General features: G+C 60.8%; 19 protein-coding genes. 11 read left to right on the plus strand and 8 right to left on the minus strand.

All coding sequences use genetic code 11. The features are described 5' to 3' along the window. Positions 1-101: 101 nt before the first annotated feature. Together AB4N53_RS15940 and yedA are read right to left on the minus strand one after the other, a co-directional pair. Positions 102-1,442, minus strand: coding sequence for a DEAD/DEAH box helicase (locus AB4N53_RS15940; protein ID WP_024014423.1), 1,341 nt, complete (start codon positions 1,440-1,442; stop codon positions 102-104). A gap of 52 nt (positions 1,443-1,494) precedes the next feature. Then, the gene (yedA, locus tag AB4N53_RS15945; RefSeq protein WP_460121617.1) at positions 1,495-2,430 is read right to left on the minus strand and encodes a drug/metabolite exporter YedA; all 936 of its coding nucleotides are present in this window, start codon (positions 2,428-2,430) and stop codon (positions 1,495-1,497) included. Positions 2,431-2,593: 163 nt separating this feature from the next. Between yedA and AB4N53_RS15950 the strand changes: the two genes are divergently transcribed. Then, positions 2,594-3,046: an Lrp/AsnC family transcriptional regulator gene (locus AB4N53_RS15950; protein WP_460121620.1), complete on the plus strand. Its 453-nt coding sequence runs from the start codon at positions 2,594-2,596 to the stop codon at positions 3,044-3,046. A 135-nt stretch (positions 3,047-3,181) separates the two neighbouring features. Here AB4N53_RS15950 and AB4N53_RS15955 read toward each other — a convergent pair whose 3' ends face one another. The 3 genes from AB4N53_RS15955 to AB4N53_RS15965 form a co-directional block, all read right to left on the minus strand. Next, a complete protein-coding gene (locus AB4N53_RS15955) occupies positions 3,182-3,787 on the minus strand; it encodes a 3'-5' exonuclease (protein WP_076564198.1) in 606 nt (201 codons plus the stop codon). A 35-nt stretch (positions 3,788-3,822) separates the two neighbouring features. Next, on the minus strand, positions 3,823-4,302 hold the full coding sequence (locus AB4N53_RS15960; RefSeq protein WP_056790604.1) for a LabA-like NYN domain-containing protein: 480 nt from the start codon (positions 4,300-4,302) through the stop codon (positions 3,823-3,825). A gap of 139 nt (positions 4,303-4,441) precedes the next feature. Continuing rightward, positions 4,442-5,203: a DUF2076 domain-containing protein gene (locus AB4N53_RS15965; protein WP_460121623.1), complete on the minus strand. Its 762-nt coding sequence runs from the start codon at positions 5,201-5,203 to the stop codon at positions 4,442-4,444. A 177-nt stretch (positions 5,204-5,380) separates the two neighbouring features. Between AB4N53_RS15965 and AB4N53_RS15970 the strand changes: the two genes are divergently transcribed. Together AB4N53_RS15970 and AB4N53_RS15975 are read left to right on the plus strand one after the other, a co-directional pair. Further along, complete coding sequence (locus AB4N53_RS15970; RefSeq protein WP_460121625.1) at positions 5,381-6,055, plus strand: YciC family protein; 675 nt, start codon at positions 5,381-5,383, stop codon at positions 6,053-6,055. Between the two features lie 75 nt (positions 6,056-6,130). Continuing rightward, entirely contained in the window at positions 6,131-7,210 is a 1,080-nt protein-coding gene (locus AB4N53_RS15975; RefSeq protein WP_460121627.1) for an endonuclease/exonuclease/phosphatase family protein, read from the plus strand. A gap of 13 nt (positions 7,211-7,223) precedes the next feature. On the opposite strand, the gene AB4N53_RS15980 is transcribed toward AB4N53_RS15975, so the two are convergent. Then, positions 7,224-7,679 carry a winged helix-turn-helix transcriptional regulator gene (locus AB4N53_RS15980; protein ID WP_076564201.1) on the minus strand — a complete coding sequence of 152 codons (456 nt, stop codon included), beginning with the start codon at positions 7,677-7,679 and terminating at the stop codon, positions 7,224-7,226. Positions 7,680-7,827: 148 nt separating this feature from the next. Between AB4N53_RS15980 and AB4N53_RS15985 the strand changes: the two genes are divergently transcribed. The 5 genes from AB4N53_RS15985 to AB4N53_RS16005 all read left to right on the plus strand — a co-directional run bounded on the left by AB4N53_RS15985 (position 7,828) and on the right by AB4N53_RS16005 (position 13,170). Continuing rightward, complete coding sequence (locus tag AB4N53_RS15985; protein WP_460125170.1) at positions 7,828-9,090, plus strand: MFS transporter; 1,263 nt, start codon at positions 7,828-7,830, stop codon at positions 9,088-9,090. Between the two features lie 488 nt (positions 9,091-9,578). Then, positions 9,579-10,475 (plus strand): EamA family transporter, encoded by an 897-nt coding sequence (locus AB4N53_RS15990; RefSeq protein WP_460121629.1) that lies wholly within the window; start codon positions 9,579-9,581, stop codon positions 10,473-10,475. A gap of 92 nt (positions 10,476-10,567) precedes the next feature. Beyond that, entirely contained in the window at positions 10,568-11,131 is a 564-nt protein-coding gene (locus AB4N53_RS15995) for an aminotransferase class V-fold PLP-dependent enzyme (RefSeq protein WP_460121631.1), read from the plus strand. 24 nt (positions 11,132-11,155) lie between these two features. Further along, entirely contained in the window at positions 11,156-11,842 is a 687-nt protein-coding gene (locus tag AB4N53_RS16000) for an aminotransferase class V-fold PLP-dependent enzyme (protein WP_460121633.1), read from the plus strand. 113 nt (positions 11,843-11,955) lie between these two features. Continuing rightward, entirely contained in the window at positions 11,956-13,170 is a 1,215-nt protein-coding gene (locus AB4N53_RS16005; protein WP_460121635.1) for an MFS transporter, read from the plus strand. Between the two features lie 6 nt (positions 13,171-13,176). Here AB4N53_RS16005 and hrpB read toward each other — a convergent pair whose 3' ends face one another. Next, the gene (hrpB, locus tag AB4N53_RS16010) at positions 13,177-15,696 is read right to left on the minus strand and encodes an ATP-dependent helicase HrpB (protein ID WP_460121637.1); all 2,520 of its coding nucleotides are present in this window, start codon (positions 15,694-15,696) and stop codon (positions 13,177-13,179) included. 110 nt (positions 15,697-15,806) lie between these two features. Here hrpB and AB4N53_RS16015 point away from each other — a divergent pair, with 110 nt between their 5' ends. Together AB4N53_RS16015 and AB4N53_RS16020 are read left to right on the plus strand one after the other, a co-directional pair. Beyond that, positions 15,807-16,226, plus strand: coding sequence for a hypothetical protein (locus AB4N53_RS16015; RefSeq protein ID WP_016773056.1), 420 nt, complete (start codon positions 15,807-15,809; stop codon positions 16,224-16,226). A 13-nt stretch (positions 16,227-16,239) separates the two neighbouring features. Then, a complete protein-coding gene (locus AB4N53_RS16020; protein WP_460121640.1) occupies positions 16,240-17,148 on the plus strand; it encodes a cation diffusion facilitator family transporter in 909 nt (302 codons plus the stop codon). A 34-nt stretch (positions 17,149-17,182) separates the two neighbouring features. Here the strand turns inward: AB4N53_RS16020 and AB4N53_RS16025 are convergent, their stop codons facing one another. After that, positions 17,183-18,145: a DUF6515 family protein gene (locus AB4N53_RS16025; RefSeq protein WP_460121642.1), complete on the minus strand. Its 963-nt coding sequence runs from the start codon at positions 18,143-18,145 to the stop codon at positions 17,183-17,185. Positions 18,146-18,595: 450 nt separating this feature from the next. Between AB4N53_RS16025 and AB4N53_RS16030 the strand changes: the two genes are divergently transcribed. Further along, positions 18,596-19,075, plus strand: coding sequence for an Lrp/AsnC family transcriptional regulator (locus tag AB4N53_RS16030; protein WP_008081091.1), 480 nt, complete (start codon positions 18,596-18,598; stop codon positions 19,073-19,075). The last annotated feature ends 14 nt before the right edge of the window (positions 19,076-19,089 follow it).

A 19,089-nucleotide genomic window follows, 5' to 3' on the forward strand; every position in this document is an offset into this window, starting at 1 on the left:
CATCAAAAGATCGCAGCGTTCCGCAGCTCCTACAGGGAAACGCATTCCCAATGTGGGAGCGAGCCTGCTCGCGAAGGCGCTATTGTAAACGCCGCATCAAATCACGGCTTACGTTTACGCGGCCCGGTATTGAACACCGGCACTTTGCGTACTGGCTTGATCGATGGCTCCGGTGCCGAGGTCTCGCCGCTGTCGACCCACTTGCCCAGATTACGTTTCCCACCGCCACCACCCGATGCTTTCGGCTTCTTCGGTTTCTTCGGCTTCTTGATCACCTGACCGCTGGCATCGGTGTCCGGCACGCGGTGCTCGGGTTCGAAATCCGGCTCGTTCTGGCGCTTCAGGTTCTGCCGCGTCAGCATCTCGATCGCCGAGAGCATGTTCACTTCATCGGCACACACCAGCGAAATCGCCTCACCGGTGGCACCCGCACGGCCAGTCCGGCCGATGCGGTGAATGTAATCCTCGGCGACGATCGGCAGATCGAAGTTGACCACCAGCGGCAAGTCTTCGATGTCCAGACCACGGGCGGCGACGTCGGTCGCGACCAGAATCTGCACTTCGCTGAGCTTGAAACGGTCCAGCGCGCGCTGGCGCGTAGCCTGGGGTTTGTCGCCATGGATGCCGTCAGCATTCACACCGAGGCCCTGAAGTTTTTCCACCAGCGCATCGACGCCGTTGCGGGTCTTGGCGAACACCAGCACCTGCTTCCACTTGTTCTTGCGCATCAGGTGCACGAACAGTTCGGCCTTGCGCTTCTTGTCCACCGTCACGATCCACTGCTTGACCGTGTTGGCGGCAACATTGCGCGGGCTGACTTCGACGCTCAAAGGATCATTGAGCATCTGCCCGGCGAGCAGACGGATGTCATCGGAGAAGGTCGCGGAGAACAGCAGCGTCTGGCGTTTTTTCGGCAGCATGCGGTAAATGTTCGCCAGTTCTTCAGAGAAGCCCAGGTCGAGCATACGATCGGCTTCATCCAGCACCAGCGTTTGCAGCTGATTGAGTTTCAGCGCGTTCTGGCGGAACAGGTCGATCAAGCGACCGGGCGTGGCGACCAGCACATCGACGCCGCCGCGCAGCTTCATCATCTGCGGGTTGATGCTGACACCGCCGTACACCGCGTACGTGCGCAACGGCAGATTTTCCGCGTACTGGCGCACGGCTTCGTGGACCTGCTCGGCCAGCTCGCGGGTCGGCACCAGAATCAGCGCACGCGCCGAATTGGCGGTGACTTTCGGCCCTTCCATGGCCAGCAACTGCAACAGCGGCAAGGCGAAACCGGCAGTTTTACCGGTGCCGGTCTGGGCCGCTGCCATCAGGTCGCGACCGGCCAGCACCGCCGGAATGGCTTGCGCCTGCACCGGCGTCGGGGTCTGGTAGCCGAGCGTCTCGAGGGAGCGCAGCAAGGGTTCGATCAGGCCAAGGGAGGCGAAAGTCATGGGAGTACCGTAGGAAAAAATGACGCGGGGATGCAATGCCGCGCAGTTTACCCTAATTCGTACGCGCTTCCGTCGGAACGGCTTTCACCTCCTCCACTGGCGGCTGCGCGGGCCGGCGCCACTGCGGCAGGCTGATCAGCAGCACCGCGCTGATGATCACCAGCATCGCCAGCGCTTCTTCGATGCCGATGGTCTCGCCAACAAACACCACGCCGAGCAACACCGCCACTGCCGGGTTGACGTAGGCATAACTGGTCGCTGCCGCTGGGCGCACGTGTTTGAGCAGATACATGTAGGAATTGAAGGCGATGATCGAGCCAAAAAAAATCAGATAGGCCAGCGCCAGCCATCCTTCGAGCGGCGGCATGGCTTGCAGGTGCTCGCCACTCAGCGCGCTGCCGATCAGCAAGAACACGCCGCCGACGAGCATTTCCACCGCGCTGGCCATGGCACCCGCCGGCAACGGCAGGTATTTGCTCCACACCGAGCCGAACGCCCAGCTCGCCGCCGCGAAGATCAGCAACATCGCACCGAGCGGGCTCGATTGCAGGTTGGAACCCATATTGAGCATGGCTATGCCAATAATCCCCAACGCCACACCGGCCCATTCGAGACGCGTATTACGCGCGCCCCAGAAGTAGCCGAACAACAAGGTGAACAGCGGCACCGTCGCCACCGCCAGCGCAGCGACACCTGACGCCACGCCGGTATGCTCCGCCACGCTGACCGCGCCATTGCCAAAACTGAGCAGCAGAATGCCGACCAGCCCCGCCGCTTTCCACTGCGCCCAGGTGGGCGCCGGAGCCCCACGCCAGCGCAGCCAGGCATACATCAAGCTGCCGGCAATGACGAAGCGCACCCCGGCCAGCAATAGCGGCGGCCAGTATTCGACACCGATACGAATCACCAGATAGGTCGATCCCCAAATCACGTACAACGCAAAAAACGCGGCGATCAACGGCAGGGAAAAACGGCGCAAGGCAGGCATGGGCAGCTCGACAGTCAGATTTCTGTGGACGGGTTATTCTAGAAAGGCTGCCGCGCAAAAATAAGTTACAAAACCTGTTTATCGCGCCGGTACACTTTTGAAATCACGGAGATCGCCGGGTTAAGCCGCGATTTCGAAAGTCTGGCCATTTCAGGAGTTCGCCTTGGACAAATACGACCGCATGCTGCTCGGCGCACTTCTGGAAAACGGCCGCGCGTCCTACGCTGATCTGGCGCGCAAGGTTAACCTCTCAGCCCCCGCCGTCGCCGAACGCGTGGCCAAACTGGAAACGGCCGGAGTGATCACCGGTTATCAAGCAAAAATCGATATGGCGAAAATCGGCCTGCCGATCCAGTGCGTGATCGAACTGCGCCTGAACCAGCACGGCAACCAGAAGGCCTACGATGAACTGATCAAAATCCCGCAGATCACTGAATGCCATCGGGTCACCGGCGACCCGTGCGTGATCATGCAAGCGGCGGTGGCCTCGATGCCTGAGCTGGAAGAGTTGATCGATCGGGTGGCGAAGTTCGGGTTCAGCAAGACGTCGATTGTGCTTTCAAGCGCAGTCGAAAAGCGTGTGCCGTTGGGGCACATCGAAGGCAACGGTAAATAATCAGGCACACCGAAAAGATTAATGTGGGAGCGAGCCTGCTCGCGAAGGCGCAGTGGCAGTCAACATCTCCATCGACTGATGCTCCGTCATCGCGAGCAGGCTCACTCCTACAAGGTTACTGTGTGGTGCCCGACTTCAGCGATAACGCTGCAAATGCTCGCCGACTTTTGCGGCAGGCACCTTCTGCAACTTGCACAGCAGGTCGTGATTCAACTCGCGTACCCCGTGCTTGCCCCGTAACTCTTGCGCCAAATGCGCCATCAGATTGGCCGCCATCTCCGCATCGGCCATGGCCCGGTGAGCCTGCCCGGTATGCGGCAACCGCGCGAAAGTGGTGAGCGTGCCGAGCTTGTGATTCGGCGCCGCCGGCATCAGGCGCCGCGCCAGCAGCAGTGAACAGGCGAAATTCTGCAGGCGTGTGCGCTTGATCCGGCCCAGTTCGAAATCCCAGAACTTCTGGTCGAACGAGGCGTTGTGTGCGAGCAACGGCGTGCAGCCGACAAACTCGTTGACCTCTTCCATCACCCGCTCGGCGGGCGGCGCGGTGCGCAGCATGGCGTTGCTGATGCCGGTCAGTTGTTCGATGAACGCGGGGACGCGCACGCCGGCGTTCATCAGGCTCTGGTAACGCTCGACGATGCGGCCGTTTTCCAGCATGACCACGGCAATTTCCGTGGCGCGGCAGCTGCTGTTCGGCGACAGGCCGGTGGTTTCAAAGTCGATGACTGCAATGCGTTCCAAACCGGGGTGTACTCCGTTCCAATCTATTGTTCAGCTCAGCTCTTGAGCAACAGTGCGCCTTCGATCGGCACGTAGCGGCTGGCAGCGCGGATCAGCGAGTTGGCGGTCAGGCCGGGGACGCCGTAGGCTACCGCTTGCACACCGTGCTTGTTGATGATGCGTTCGAGCAGCATGTCGAAATCGCCGTCACCGGAGGCCAGCACTACTTCGTCGACATGGTCGGCAGCGTCCATGATGTCCAGGGTAATGCCGACATCCCAGTCACCCTTGGCCGAGCCGTCGCTGCGCTGGATGTAGGGCTTGAGCTTCACGGTGAAACCGAGATTGCGCAGGATCTGCTGGAACTGCTGCTGCTTGCTGTCGCCACGGTCGATCGCATAGGCATACGCCTCGACGATCTGCCCGTTCTTGCTGATGTCCGCCCATAGTGCGGCGTAGTTGAAGTGGCAACCATAGGCCTGACGCACGGTGTAGTAGAGGTTCTGCACATCGGCGAACACTGCGATTTTTTTCACCGGAGTTCCTGTGAGCGCGCAAGCGCACGAAGCGGGGTCAGGCGTTCAGGCCTGAAAAAGGCGCTCAGTATGCCAGCCCGAAGGAGGGTTCCGCGAATAATCGGCCCGAAGCCCCGCAGGGCTCCGGACGAATGGTGAATCAGACGAAGGAGTCGTCGTCATCGAAGAACGACGAATTGTCGCTGCTGTAATCGGCGTCGCTGAAACCGCCCTGCTCATTGCCCGAGAAGCCGTTGTCCGCCACGCGCTGATCATCGCCCCAGCCGTTGTTGCTCTGGTCGGCGACCTGTGCCGGTTCTTCCTTGATGACCTCGACGATTTCTTCAGGTGCTTGGTTGTGATGGAACAGGCTGCTGATGCCCTGCGCCAGCATCACACCGCCGGCCACGCCTGCGGCGGTTTTCAGCGCGCCGCCGAGGAAGCTGTTGCCCGCCGCCGGGGCTGCCTGCTGCGCATAATTGGGCGGCGCTGCGCCGAAGTTCTGTTGCGGTGCCGGAGTCTGATAGCTCTGCTGCGGCGCCGGCTCGCGCCAGCCGCCGGTGGACGATGGTGCTGCGCTCTGGCTCGGCGCCGGACGCGAATTGCCGCCGCCAAAAATGCTCGACAGGAAACCGCCGCCACCGCTGGATGCCGGTGCGCCGCTCTGGGCCTTGGCCGATTGCAGCTCGGCCTGCAGGCGCTGGACTTGCTGGGTCAGTTGCTTGTTCTGCTCGTCGAGGCTTTTCAGCGCGGCCTCTTGCACCAGAATCGCCTGGGTCATGAAATAGCCTGCCGCCGGTTGGCGCGTCAGGTGTTCCTTGATCCGCGCCTCGGCCTGGGCGTCGCGCGGGGCTGCCTCCGTTTCGGCCTGTTGCAGCCGGGAAAACAGTCCATCGATCAGGGTTTGCTCTTCGCTGTTCATGGCGACCTCGTAGATTGCCGGTAATAACGTGCCCGCCCCCACTCTGGGCGCGGTGCTCTCCTGTAATGGAGACAGTGACAAAACGTTTCAATGGCCTTTACCGAATGTTTACGTTTGTGTCGCCCCGCGTTGCATCGGTTAAAGTGAGCCACTGTTTTCGACCTGCGATACCGACTGATGAATGCCCTCGAAGTACTGCGCGACTCTCTGTATTTTTTTAAACGCCATCTGGGCAGCATCGTGCAGTTGTGCCTGCCGCTGGTGATCGTCGAAGCTTTCTTGCAGCAGGCGGTCGATCACGCCACCGGGCCGGACACCTTTGCCGGAGTCAGTATCATCGTCGGCCTGCTGGTGTATCCGCTGTACACCGCCGCACTGATCCTGTTTCTCGATGCACGCAGTCGTGGCGAGGCGCCACGCAACCGCGACCTGCTGGCGATGGCCGCCACCCTGTGGCCGCGCTTCGCCGTGCTGACCGCGCTCAATACCTTGCTGATTCTGCTCGGCCTGTCGTTGTATTTCCTGCCGGGCCTGATGCTGATGGTCATGCTCGCCTTCGCCGAATACCTGCTGGTGCTGCGCGGCCTCGGGCCGTTGCAGGCGATGAAGGAAAGCCTGCGTCTGACGCGCGGGCATTTCTGGCGCATTCTGCTGTGCATTCTCTGTGTAATGACGCCGCTATGGCTGCTCAAGGGCGCGACGCTGGCGGTGTACCCCGAACCGCAGAATCCGCTGATTGCCGGACTGATCGACAGCGCCCACAGCTTCCTGCAGCTGTTCACCAGCGTCGTGCTGTTCCGTCTGTTCATGCTGATCAGCGAATTGCCTGACAAAAGTAACGGAGCGGTCTGACCGCACCGTGCTTGGGCTTCGCCGCTGCCGTCAGGTATGCTCGGGACCACTTTCTGTAACGCTATAAGCCGAGCCATGACCCGTCTGCTGCGCTACACCCTGCTCCTCGTCATCCTCGCCGGCGTCCTGTTCGGCGTGCTGCTGTTCAGCCTGACCTGGCGCCCCGACGCTCGCGAAACCCTGCCGGTCAGTTGCGGCACCACCGCACCGACGCTGGTGCCCGGGCAAGCATTGAAAGTCATGACCTGGAACGTGCAGTTCCTCGCTGGCAAGCGCTATGTGTTCTGGAATGATCTGGCTCAGGGCAACGACGAAGCGCCGACTCAGGAAGACATGGCTTTCAGTCTCGATGAAGTGGCGCGGGTGATCCGCGACGAACAACCCGATGTGGTGCTGTTGCAGGAGCTCGACGACGGCGCCAAGGCCAGCGACTACCAGAATCAGCTCAAGCTGTTGCAGGAACGCGTCGCCGATCTGTACCCGTGCAGCACCAGCGCCTTCGACTGGAAAGCCGATTTTGTCCCCGAGCCCCACATCTACGGCAGCGTCGGCCGCCAGTTGGCGACGTTGAGTCGCTATCGCATCGAACACGCCGAACGCCTGCAACTGCCCGTAGCACCGAGCAACTTCATCAGCCGCCAGTTCCAGCCCAAAGACGCCTTGGTGGCAGTCAAACTGCCGCTCAGCGATGGCGGACAACTGACCGTGTTCAACACCCACTTGCAGCGCGCCAGCCAGGCGGACGGCAACGTGCAGGCGCAAATGGCTGCCGTGGCCAAGGTGCTCGACAAGTATGAAAGCCAAGGCCTGCCCTGGCTGATCGGTGGCGATTTCAATCTGCTGCCGCTGGGCCAGTACCGACGCCTGCCCGTCGAGCGCCGCACGCCCTACGCTGCCGACAGCGAGTTGCATCTGCTGTGGGACAAGTATCCGATGATCCCGACCAACAACGAAGCCGGCGGCATCGACCGGGCCAAATGGCTGACCCATTACCCAAACGACCCCGGCCTAAACGGCCCGGATCGCACGGTCGACTATCTTTTCTACAGCCCGAAGATCAAACGAATCGAAGCGATGGTGCGCCAGGACGATACGTTGCGCATTTCCGATCACTTGCCAGTGATTGCGCGATTCCTGCTTCCTGCCGCGCCATAGACAATGACAGCCATCAACTTCGGCGCCGGACCACGCGCCGATGGCAATCCGCCGGGCCCAAGACCTTGCCCGCGCGGGAGCGTACCGTAATGGTCTCGACCGGCTCCGATTGTTCGTTGTCCAGCAACACCGAATAACTCTCACCCTTACTGAACAGGAAACGCTCGCCCCATTGGCGCATGCTGATGACAATGGGAAAAACCGAACGGCCCATCTCGGTCAACACGTATTCCTTGTAAGCGGTGCCATCGGAAGCTGGCTGCACCTCGAACACGCCCAGCTCGACCAATCTCTTGAGTTTCACCGTGAGGATGTTTTTCGCCAGCCCCAGACGTTTCTGGAATTCGCTGAAACGACGCACATCATCGAAAGCATCACGGATGATCATCAACACCCAACGATCTCCGATGGCCTCGAGAGTGCGGGCCACGGGACATTCGCTTTGTGCCAGTAGCAACTGTCTGGCCATGAGTCTCCAATTTTGGGAAAGAGCGCGTTAGAAAGGATCTAACGTCAGAAGAAAATATTTTGTAAAAACTAGTTGTAGATTAAAACCAGTTTTGATAAAAATCAACGCACCGGTTTTCTTTGGAAACCAGATTCCCAAGGATGGAATGATGACGTTGAACCCTCAAAAGCCTTCGAAAATGGACGTCGAAGCCGAAAAATCAGCCAGCAGCGGCAGCGTTCGAGCCCCTCAGACACAGACGGCCAATACCGGATTAAGTCGTTACCAGAAATTTCTCTTCGCAATCACCTGCGCCATGGCCGTGGCTAACGTCTACTTTGCACAACCGCTGCTGGAGTCGATGGCTGCGAGCCTGTCGGTGTCGCCCGGCACTATCGGCGTGGTGGTCACCGCCACTCAGGCTGGTTACGCAGTAGGCCTTTTGTTCATCGTCCCGCTGGGAGATCTGCTCAATCGCAAGGGACTGATCCTGACGCAGATGCTGCTGTCGGCCATTGCTTTGTGCGCGGTTGGGCTGGCACAGGATTGGGGCATGTTGCTCGGCGCGATGGTGCTGGTCGGGCTGATGGCGGTCGTCGTGCAAGTGGTGGTTGCCTACGCTGCGACGCTGGCCAGCCCGGAACAACGTGGCGAAGCCATTGGCACGGTGACCAGTGGCGTCGTGCTGGGCATTCTGCTTGCGCGCTTCGTATCGGGCGCGGTAGCCGATCTGGCGGGATGGCGCGGCGTTTACTTCGTTTCCGCAGCCTTGATGATCGGCATGGCACTGGTGCTGTATCGCACCATGCCAGCATCGACCACACCACCGGCCAAGGGCAGTTACTTGCAGTTGCTGCGGTCGGTCCTGCAGCTGTATATCACCGAACGGACGCTGCGCGTCAGGGGCACCTTCGCCCTGCTGATATTCGCCGCATTCAGCGTACTGTGGACCGCAATGGTATTGCCGTTGAGCGCACCTCCCCTGTCGCTGTCACACACTCAGATAGGCCTGTTCGGTCTGGCTGGGGTAGCCGGCGCGCTGGCTGCAGCAAGGGCCGGAAGGCTGGCCGATCAAGGCCTGGGTAATCGCACGACAGGCATCGCGCTGGCGCTGTTGACCGTGTCATGGCTGCCCACCGCGTTTGTTGAAAGCTCGCTGCTGGCCATGGTCATCGGCGTGGTACTGCTGGACTTCGCTGTGCAAGCGGTGCATGTGACCAACCAAAGCCTGATATTCGCCGCCCGGCCCGATGCGCAAAGCCGGCTGGTGGGCGCCTATATGTGCTTCTACTCCGTGGGCAGCGGTGTCGGCGCAATTACGGCAACTTACACGTATGTGCACTTGGGCTGGGTTGCCGTTTGCCTGTTAGGCGCAGCCTTCAGCGCAACAGCATTGTTGTACTGGTTATACCTGGAGCTAACTTCCGGTTAAGTCCAGCCACCCCCTGAAACGTTCTTGCACAGCCCGAATATACGTGGTGAGAAACTGTGTGCCTGCCACACAAACTTTAATAATGACATGAGGCATGTATGGCACTGCACACATTAACGATCACATCGCATCAACTTGAGTTTGTGTTGCCGACTAATTCCCCATTCACCGATAAACGGCGTGGGTCGCTGGTGAGACGCGGTTGATTCATGCCACTCCCCGCGACAACAGTGACTTCGTCGCCCATGCCTGCGTTGCCCTGCATGACTAATCGGTAGATATCCGCGACTTGGTGCGAGTGCTGCGCGAGCAGTGGCTGCTTGTGCTGGAGCGCAATCTATCGTCCGGGTTGCTCCTCAAGTTTGCGTCCTGATCCCTGTATTTTTCGCTTCGAGACCGCTTGCATGAAATGTTTTCCCGGGTACGCCTGACGGCAAACCTGACATCCGTCGCATGACACCCCCCACCCTCATGAAGGCGACACAGCAATGAAACCACTGCACGTTGTATTGGCTGTCTTGATCACGGCAATCTGGGGTGTCAACTTCTCGGTCATCAAGCTGGGACTGGCCACCGTAGACCCGTTTATTCTGGCGGGCATCCGCTTCAGTCTTTGTGCGTTACCGGCGATCTTTTTCATCCGCAAACCGAATGTGCCGTGGCGCTACATCATCGGTTACGGACTGGTGTTCGGCATCGGCCTGTGGGGCATCGTGAACCTGGGCATCAAGGCCGGGCTATCGGCAGGCATCGCTTCGCTGGTGCTGCAATTCAGCGCGTTTTTCACGATTCTGCTGGGCGGCTGGGTGTTCAAGGAAGCGCTGACACGCTTTCAGGTGCTGGGCATGCTGATCGCACTCGGTGGATTGTTGTGCATCATCATGATCAGCGACGGTTCGGTCAGTCTGCCGGGTGTGCTGCTGGTGCTGGTGGGCGCAGCCTCATGGAGCGTCGCCAATATCATCAACAAAAAGGCCAGCACCAAAGAGGTCTTCGCGTTTCTGGTCTGGTCCAGCGCCTTCGCACCAATCCCGTTGTTCGCGCTCGACTACGCAGTGAACGGCAGCTCCGGCTACACCACGTTTGTCAATCAGGTCGATACGACCGCCGTGCTGTCGATCCTGTTTCAGGTTTACCCGAACACATTGTTCGCCTACTGGATATGGAACTCGCTGCTCAAAACCTATCCGGTTTCCACGGTCGCGCCACTGTCGCTGCTGGTGCCGATTTTCGGCATGCTCGGCTCGGTCTTGATCTTTCATGAGCAAGTGCCGGCGAGCAAGGTGATGGCGGTGGTACTGATAGTGATCGGCTTGGCCGTCGGCCTCTATGGGCAGCGTATTTTCAATGCTATGTTTGCGCGTCCTGCGCGCACTTCAATATGAATCGACAGGGAGTAGGTATGAGTCTGGGAAGACGTGAATTCGTGAGGGTCTCGGTTGGCGCGACCCTGGTTGGAGGCAGCATGATTGCAGGTGTGACGAACGCACAGGCGGGTAACAAGCCTGTTCAGAATGACGTGATGACGGTGCTGGACCCCAACGATTGGGCATCCGTGCGAGCGCAGTTCAAGTTGTCGCCTGAATTCGTGCACATTTCCAACTTTTTTCTCGCTTCCAACCCCAAGCCGGTTCGCGATGCCATGGCGCGCCACCGGCAGGCATTCGACGAAAATCCGTACACCTACCTCGAAGACAACATGTTCGCCAGACCGCGGGACATGGTCTGGCGCAAGGTCTGCGCCGCGGCTGCCGACTATACCGGCGGACGCGCTGAGGACATCGCACTGACGACCAGCACCACGCAGGGTCTGTCGATGATCTACAACGGACTGAAACTGGCCCCCCACCAGGAAATCCTGACGACCAACCACGAGTGGTACACCCACGACGAAGCGATGCGTCTGGCGGTCCTCAAGTGGGGCGGCAGCATTCGCCGGATCGACCTGTATGAAGGACCAGACGATGTCAGTGTCGACGCCATCGTCGCGCGCATCGAAAAAGCCATCAAACCGGCAACCCGCATTCTTGCCATGACCTAGGTGCATTCGGGCACTGGCGTACGCTTGCCGGCGCGAGAAATCGGTGCACTGGTAGCGAGGATCAACCGTGATCGGTCCGAAGCGGACAGAATCATCTACGTGATCGACGGCGTGCACGGCTTCGGCTGTTCCGAAGCGCAGGTGGCGAGCCTGGGTTGCGACTTTTTCAGCGCCGGTACACACAAATGGATTCTCGGCCCGCACGGGACCGGTCTGGTCTGGGCTCGCGAAGGTCAGTGGGCGCACATCACACCGACCATTCCCACCATTATGGCCGCCGAACCCGCCAATGCCTGGCGCCAACAGCGCGATCCACAGGGCCAGACGCAGGCAGCCTGGGTCAGTCCTGGTGGCTTTCTCGCGTTCGAAAACCAGTGGGCCATGATCGAGGCGTTCAAGTTCATCGAGCAGATCGGCCGCAAGCGCATTGCCGACCGGGTCGCCGAACTCAATGGGCAGTTGAAGGAGGGACTGGCGAAGCTGCCCAACGTGTATTTGCACACGCCGCAGTCTGCAGAGTTCTCGGCCGGGTTTGTCTGCTGTGATGTCAAAGCCCGCGCCCCCAAAGAGATCGTCGCCAGGCTCAAAGAGCAGAAAATCATTGCCAGCGCCACGCCTTATCGGCATTCGACCGTGCGCTTTTCCGCCGGGATCATCAATACGCCCGAAGACATCGAAAAGACCCTCAAAGTGATGCGCACTCTGGTCTGACATCCGCCCTAACCGACGTCAGTTGCCTGCACCTGGTTAAGGCCGGTGCGGGTCGCTCGCGCCCGCCTTCCAGTTGAAGAATCGCCGCGTACTCAAGGGCAAGGATCGATCAAATGAATGAAATAAACGCCGCCCCCCAAAAAGCTGCAAAAGAGCTGGCCATGTTCCTGTTCTGCTCGACGGTATATCGGTTGTTTTCCGGTGCGCTGATGGTCTCGCTGACATGGACCATCCTCAACCAGGAAGAAGGCGGATATCTGCCACTGGCGCTAGCGATTTTTTGCTCGTTCATTCCAGCGTTTATCACGCCTGCGATGATCAGGCGCCTGTCGCTGCGCATGAACGGTCGGCAGATGAGCAGTTGGTTTGTGCTTGGGCTGACCGGCATCGCGCTGATATCGGGCGTGTCCCGAAATTTTACTGTCGGTTTGTTGATCACCAACCTGTTTGCCTGGCTGATGGTCATGTCGCTCGAAGCCAGCCTGGACATGTGGTTCACCCAGATTCAACGCGGCATGGATGAAACCAAGGTCCGGCGAATCAGTGGTGCAACCACGGCTACCAGTCAGGCCGCACTGATGATCGGGCCTTTGCTCGCGGCAGGCTTGATGCCGATTCTACCCGGCATGGGTTTCTCGATAGTGCTCAGCGCTGGCTTTTTTATGGTTGCGGCGATTTGCTTCACCCGCGACAGTCAACCTACAGCGGTGCAGGCAACGGCCGACGTTGCTGCACCTGACAGGTTGCCGCTGACGCTGTTTGTGCCGATGGTATTGATCTGGCCGATCCTCGGCGCATTCAACTTCATGCTGCCAGTGTATGTGGCGAGCCACGGCTGGGCACTGTTCGAACTGGGCATACTCGATGCCGTCTTCGGACTGGGCATGGCGCTAATCGGGGTGCTGGTAATCATTGCCAATACCGGTCGCAACCTGACGGCCTATCTGTCAGGCCTGATTACTGGCGCTGATCGCCACTTCGATGTGGTTGCTGCTGCCGGACAATCTGATGCTCAAGTCGCTGAGCCTGTTGATCCTCGGTATGGCATTTGGCGGTGCGCGCGTGCATATCCGCGTCGCCATCGCCTGCCGGTACAGCGAGGCGGCGGTGGGTCTGTGTGTCAGCCGGGCGAACGCCTTGGCGACACCCGTGCTGCTGCTGATACTCAGCCTGCAATTGGCCATGATCGAAAACGCCTGGCTGCTGCCTTTCCTGCTGGTGACATTGAGTGCCGCGTTGCTGTTGCAGACCTCGGCTACACGTTTCGCCCGAGGTCAGGCAGACACCGCTGCCGCAGGCGCCTGAATCAGCGCCCGGCATTGGCGTAACCCCGGTCAGGTGCCCCGGGGTTTCGCCCGCGCCGTGGCTTCAGCCACCAGCGGATCATCCGGCCAGTAATGCTTGGGATAGCGCCCCTTCAGATCTTTCTTCACCTCGGCATAGGTGCTGCGCCAGAAGTTGGCCAGGTCCTGCGTCACCTGCACCGGCCGCCGCGCTGGCGACAGCAGATGCAGCTTGACCACTTGCCGGCCACCGGCGATCCGTGGCGTATCGGCCAGACCAAACAGCTCCTGCAAACGCACCGCGAGAATCGGTGGATGTTCGCTGTAATCCAGACGAATCGATGAACCCGACGGCACGCTCAAATGATGCGGCGCCAGCTCATCGAGTTTCTGTGGCAGCGGCCACGGCAGAAGATTGCGCACGATGCTCGACAGGTCGAGGTTGGCGAAATGACTCAGTCGCGAGACCTTGCCCAGATACGGCAGCAACCAGTCTTCCAGGGTATTCAACAATGCCGCATCGCTGACATCCGGCCATTGGCTGTCGTCCTGAGTGTTCAGATCGAGCTGACGCAACAGCGCCACCCGCGCCTGCCACTGGCGCAGTTCCGGCGTCCACGGCAACAACTCCAGCCCCTTGCGCCGCACCAGATTGACCAGAGCCTGACTGCGCGCGTTTTCATCCAGACCGGTCAAAGGTTCGCGGCTGAGAATCAGCTCGCCGACCTTACGCTGGCGCTCGGCACGCAGCACGCCTTCGCGTTCATCCCAATCGAGTTGATCGACGCTGCGCACTTGCTCGGCGAGCACCGAATCGAACAGCGCCGGATCGAAATCCGCCGCCAGATAAATCCGTTCTTCGCGCTGGCCCTGGCGGCTGCCGAGGTCGGCGATGACAATCCACTCGTGCTTCATCAGGCTGTCGGCGTCAGCGAACAGCGCGGCGCGACCGTTGGCCAAACGGTATTCGGCACCACCGGCGCGCCGTTGCTGGGCGACGCGATCCGGGTAGGCCAGCGCCAGCAGCGCGCCGAGCCAGCGCGAATGCTCGGCATCGCTGACCGGTTCGCTCGGCTTGCCGCGCAAGTAGCCGCGATACTGCCGGGCCAATTGCCGGGCGCGTTGCACCCCGCCCTGCGCGCCGCGACCGGCGCGCTCTTCGCCTGAAAGCAGGACCAATCGGCTGTGCAGATCCGCGCCAGCGCCGCGCAGGATATCGCGCTCGCCGAGCAGCGCCGCCACATCACAGGCCATCGCCGCCAGCCCCAATGCCTGACCGCGCAACAGCAAATGCGCGATGCGCGGATGCGCCGGCAGTTCGGCCATGGCCTGGCCGTGGGCCGTCAGCGTGTCGCCGTGCAAGGCGCCGAGGCGTTGCAGCAAATCCTGCGCCTGGGCATAAGCTGCGGCGGGCGGCATGTCGAGCCAGACCAGTTCGCCCGGGGTCACGCCCCAGCGCCCCAGCTGCAAAGCGAGGCTGGCCAGATCCGCCGAGAGAATTTCCGCGCTGCCATAAGCCGCCAGTTGTTCATGCTGATCCTGCGACCACAGGCGATAACACACGCCCGGCTCCAATCGCCCGGCGCGGCCGGCACGCTGGGTGGCGCTGGCCTTGGAGATGCGTTGGGTGTCGAGGCGGGTCATGCCGCTGCCCGGGTCGAAGCGCGGCACCCGCGCCAATCCGGCATCGATGACCACGCGCACGCCGTTGATGGTCAGGCTGGTCTCGGCGATGTTGGTTGCCAGCACCACTTTGCGCTGACCGGGCGGCGCCGGATCGATCGCCGCGCGTTGCGCATTGAGGTCGAGTTCGCCGTGCAACGGGCACAGCGAGACGTCTTTGCGCTCGCCAATGGCGTCGGCCAGTTGCTGATGCACGCGGCGGATCTCCGCCTGTCCCGGCAGGAACACCAACAGGCTGCCGGTCTCGTCGTGCAGCGCTTCGAGCACGGTTTGGGTGACGCGCTGGTCGATGTATTCGCCTGGCTGAAACGGCCGGCCCCAGCGCATCGTCACTGGATACATGCGCCCTTCGCTGCGCAGGATCGGCGCGTCATCGAGCAACCCGGCCAGACGCTCGCCTTCGAGGGTGGCCGACATCAGCAAAATCTTCAGCGGCTGTTCAGCGCGAAACAGCTCGCGACCGTTCAGACTGAGGGCCAGCGCCAGATCAGCGTCGAGACTGCGTTCATGAAATTCGTCGAAGATCAGCAGACCCACGCCGTCCAGCGCCGGGTCGTCCTGCAAGCGCCGGGTGAGAATGCCTTCGGTGACCACTTCGATACGCGTCTTCGGGCCGACCTTGCTGTCGAGGCGGATGCGATAACCGACGGTTTCACCGACCTGTTCACCGAGCTCGCTGGCCAAGCGCTCCGCCGCCGCCCGCGCAGCCAGACGCCGAGGCTCAAGCATGACGATGGTCTGCCCGGCCAGCCAGGCTTCGTTGAGCAAGGCCAAAGGCACGCGGGTGGTTTTACCGGCGCCGGGCGGTGCTTCGAGCACGGCTTCGTGGCGTGACGCGAGGGCTTCACGCAGGGCGGGTAAAACATCGTCGATCGGCAAAGAAATCATGCTGGCTCCCAAACAGAGCCGCGAGTATAACGACGAACTGTCTGACGTTCGTCAGGGTCTTAACTTCACAAGACGAAGCTTCGTTATTTGATGACTCAGGAGACATTTCCATGCGCTTACCCTCTCGCCTGATTGGCGGTGTTCTGGTTGCCACTCTGCTCACGCAACTGTCAGCGTGCGGTTCGATTTTCTACCCGGACCGCCGTGGCCAGATCGACGGCAAGATCGACCCGGCGATCGCCGTGCTCGATGCCGTCGGCCTGCTGTTCTACATCATTCCCGGGCTGATCGCGTTTGCCGTCGACTTCGCCACCGGGGCGATCTATTTCGAACCGGGCCACACCGCGCAGATCGATCCGGCCAAGCTCAAGCAAGCCATCGGCCCGGACGGTCAGGTCGATAATCACAAGCTGCAGGCGATTCTGGAAAGCGAACTTGGCCGAGATTTTCCTCTGGATGATCCGCGCCTGATCCAGCACAAGGGCAGCACTCAGCAACTGGCGATGTTCGGTCTGCAACCGGCCGCTTGAATAAGGACGTTCAATGACCTCCAGCCCCGAACACGCCCGCCTGCTGCGGCTGGCGACCCGCGCCTCGGTGGCGGTCGCGTGCACGCTGATCATCGCCAAAGCGATTGCCTGGTGGCTCAGCGGATCGGTGAGCATGCTCGCCGGCCTCACCGACTCGGCGCTGGATGGCGTCACCTCGATGCTCAATCTGCTGGCGGTGCATTACGCCTTGCGCCCGGCGGATGACGATCACCGTTATGGCCACGGCAAAGCCGAATCGTTGGCGGGCATGGCCCAGGCGTTGTTCATCGGTGGCAGCGCGGTGCTGATCGCGTTCCAGGCCTACCAACGCTTGCAGACACCGGAGCCGCTTGGCGCACCGTGGCTAAGCATCGGCGTGATCGTGTTTTCCCTGCTGCTGACCGCCGCGCTGCTGATGTTGCAGCATCGGGTGATCAAGCAGACCGGCTCCAATGCCGTACGCGCCGACTCGCTGCATTACCGTTCGGACCTGCTGCTCAACGGCAGCATCCTCATCGCGCTGGTGTTGGCCGGGATGGGTTTTGCGCAACTGGACGCGTGGTTCGGTCTGGGGATCGCCGCGTACATCTTCTGGAGCGCGATCCAGATCGCCCGGGAAAGTTTCTCGGTGCTGATGGACGAGGAACTACCGACCGATGTCAGCCAGCACATGCTCGAACTGGCCTGCAGCGTCCCCGGGGTGCTCGGTGCACATGACCTGCGCACGCGGATCTCCGGCAACCACTGGTTCGTGCAATTGCACCTGGAATTGCCGGGCGAACTGACCCTGTCAGTCGCCCATGGCATCAGCGATCAAGCGGCGGCGGCAATTCACAAGGCCTATCCGAAGGCCGAAGTGCTGGTGCACGCTGACCCTGTAAAAGCAGCCACAAGCGACAAGCCTCTAGCTTCAAGCTTGTAGCTTGTAGCTTGTAGCTTGTAGCTTGTAGCTGCCCCTATCTGACCTGATAACCGCGACTGCTCAGGCAGTTGCCCTGCGCCTGGCGGTACGCCTGAACCACTTCGGGCGCGGGTTGATAAGTCGCGGTGCGCGGGTCGAAACCGCTTTGCTGCACCGCGTACTGCGAGCACTGATAACCGTCCTGCTGCACTTGCTGCGGCGACTGGCCGTTGGCCGGGTAGGCTTCGACGTCATAGCCTTGGGATTGCGGTTGCGGCTGTTGCTGTACCGGCGGCTCGACCACCACGTAATCCTGCGTCGCCTCTTGATAGGCGTAATAGGAACCGGCGGCGAGGAACAGCAGTGAGCCGCCGATCCACACTTCACGGGCGTAATCCGGCAAATACTGGATGCGGATCCCGCGCGGTGGCTGTACGACGATGTAGCGCGGGCCTTGCGGGCGATACCAGTAACCACCGGAGTAGAAGTAATCCTGACCGCGATACGGCACGCGGTAATCACGATCCGGGAAGCGATCGATCACATGGCCCGGACGATACTGCGGGCCCGGCCCCCAGCCATTGCCATGACCGTTCGGCCGTCCCGGCCAGCGGTTGTCATCGGGACGCGGCTGCGTCTGCCATTGCTGATTGTGGTAACCGTTTTGTGGACGCTCGTCGCGGTAGTAACCCTGACGCGGCTCCTGGGTCTGGCGCACGGCGTCGGGACGCGGCTGGATCGGCAGACTGTTGGCCGGTAATTGTGGCGGCGGTGGCGGTTGGCGAACCGGGTTGGGGTTGTAGGCCGGGCGGTTCTGATCACGGTTCTGCCATTGACCGTCATTGTTGTGCGGCTGGCCGTTGTGCTCGAACTTTCGGCTGTTGTCGCCACGAATGATCCCGTCGTTCTGCGGCCCGTTGCCAGGCCCACGATTCTGCGGCTCATCGGCCAGCGCTTGCGCACTGACACCCACACACAGCAAACCAACACCGGCCAGACGCCAGATGCGCGAATTCATGCTTTTCCTCACTGCGGGAGCCTGTCGTTGGGAGGGCTTGTTGCTAAGACTCGAAACAGCCCCACCGGGTTCTGCAACAGGTTATCAGTCACGCGACTTATTTATTGAGGCGCCAGGATGAAATCGCAGGCAAGAAAAAAGGGAGACCCGTCGGCCTCCCTTCTGGAGAACTTCGTCCTGGCTCGACGCTTTTGACGTCGGCTCACCTCACGCCGTCTTCTGGACAGTGTGCAGCTCGGGGGCCGGCACATCCCCGGTGGGGGTGGCGGCCGCGGCGGGCCTGATTGGGCGGGCCGCGTGGACTGTGTTACCGAGCAGTGATTCTGGTGATAAGAATAGGCCTGAGGACGCGATAGATGATTGCGAAAATTGCTCAATTAAACACCGCTTGCGCAATTTTTAACCCTGGATAGATAATCCGCCGCAATAGTTACGACCAAGGACAGATTGATGAGCAAACTCGACCGGTATGACCTGAGTATTTTGGCGGAATTGCAGCGCGACGCCCGTATCTCCAACCAGGAACTGGCCGAGCGCATCGGTCTGTCGCCCTCGCCTTGCTCGCGCCGGGTCAAGCAGCTGGAAGACGATGGCTATATCTCGCGCCAGGTTGCCCTGCTCGATCGCAAGATGCTCGGCTTGAGCCTGACGGCGTATGTGCTGATCGGCATGGACCGGCACACCCCGGAGCGCTTCGAGAATTTCGAAGCGGCGATCCGCACATTGCCGCAGGTGCTTGAGTGCAGCCTGGTGACCGGGGTGGATGCCGACTATCAGTTGAAAGTGGTGGTACCGGATATGGATCACTACCAGAAGTTGCTGCTGGGGCATCTGACCCGGATCGAGGGGGTCACCAGCGTGCGCTCGAGTTTCGTGCTGAATCAGGTGCTCAACAGCACTGAACTGCCCCTCACCCACCTGCGCAACTGATACCGCCCCCTGTA

The sequence above is a fragment of the Pseudomonas sp. H3_E04 genome (genome assembly GCF_054668915.1).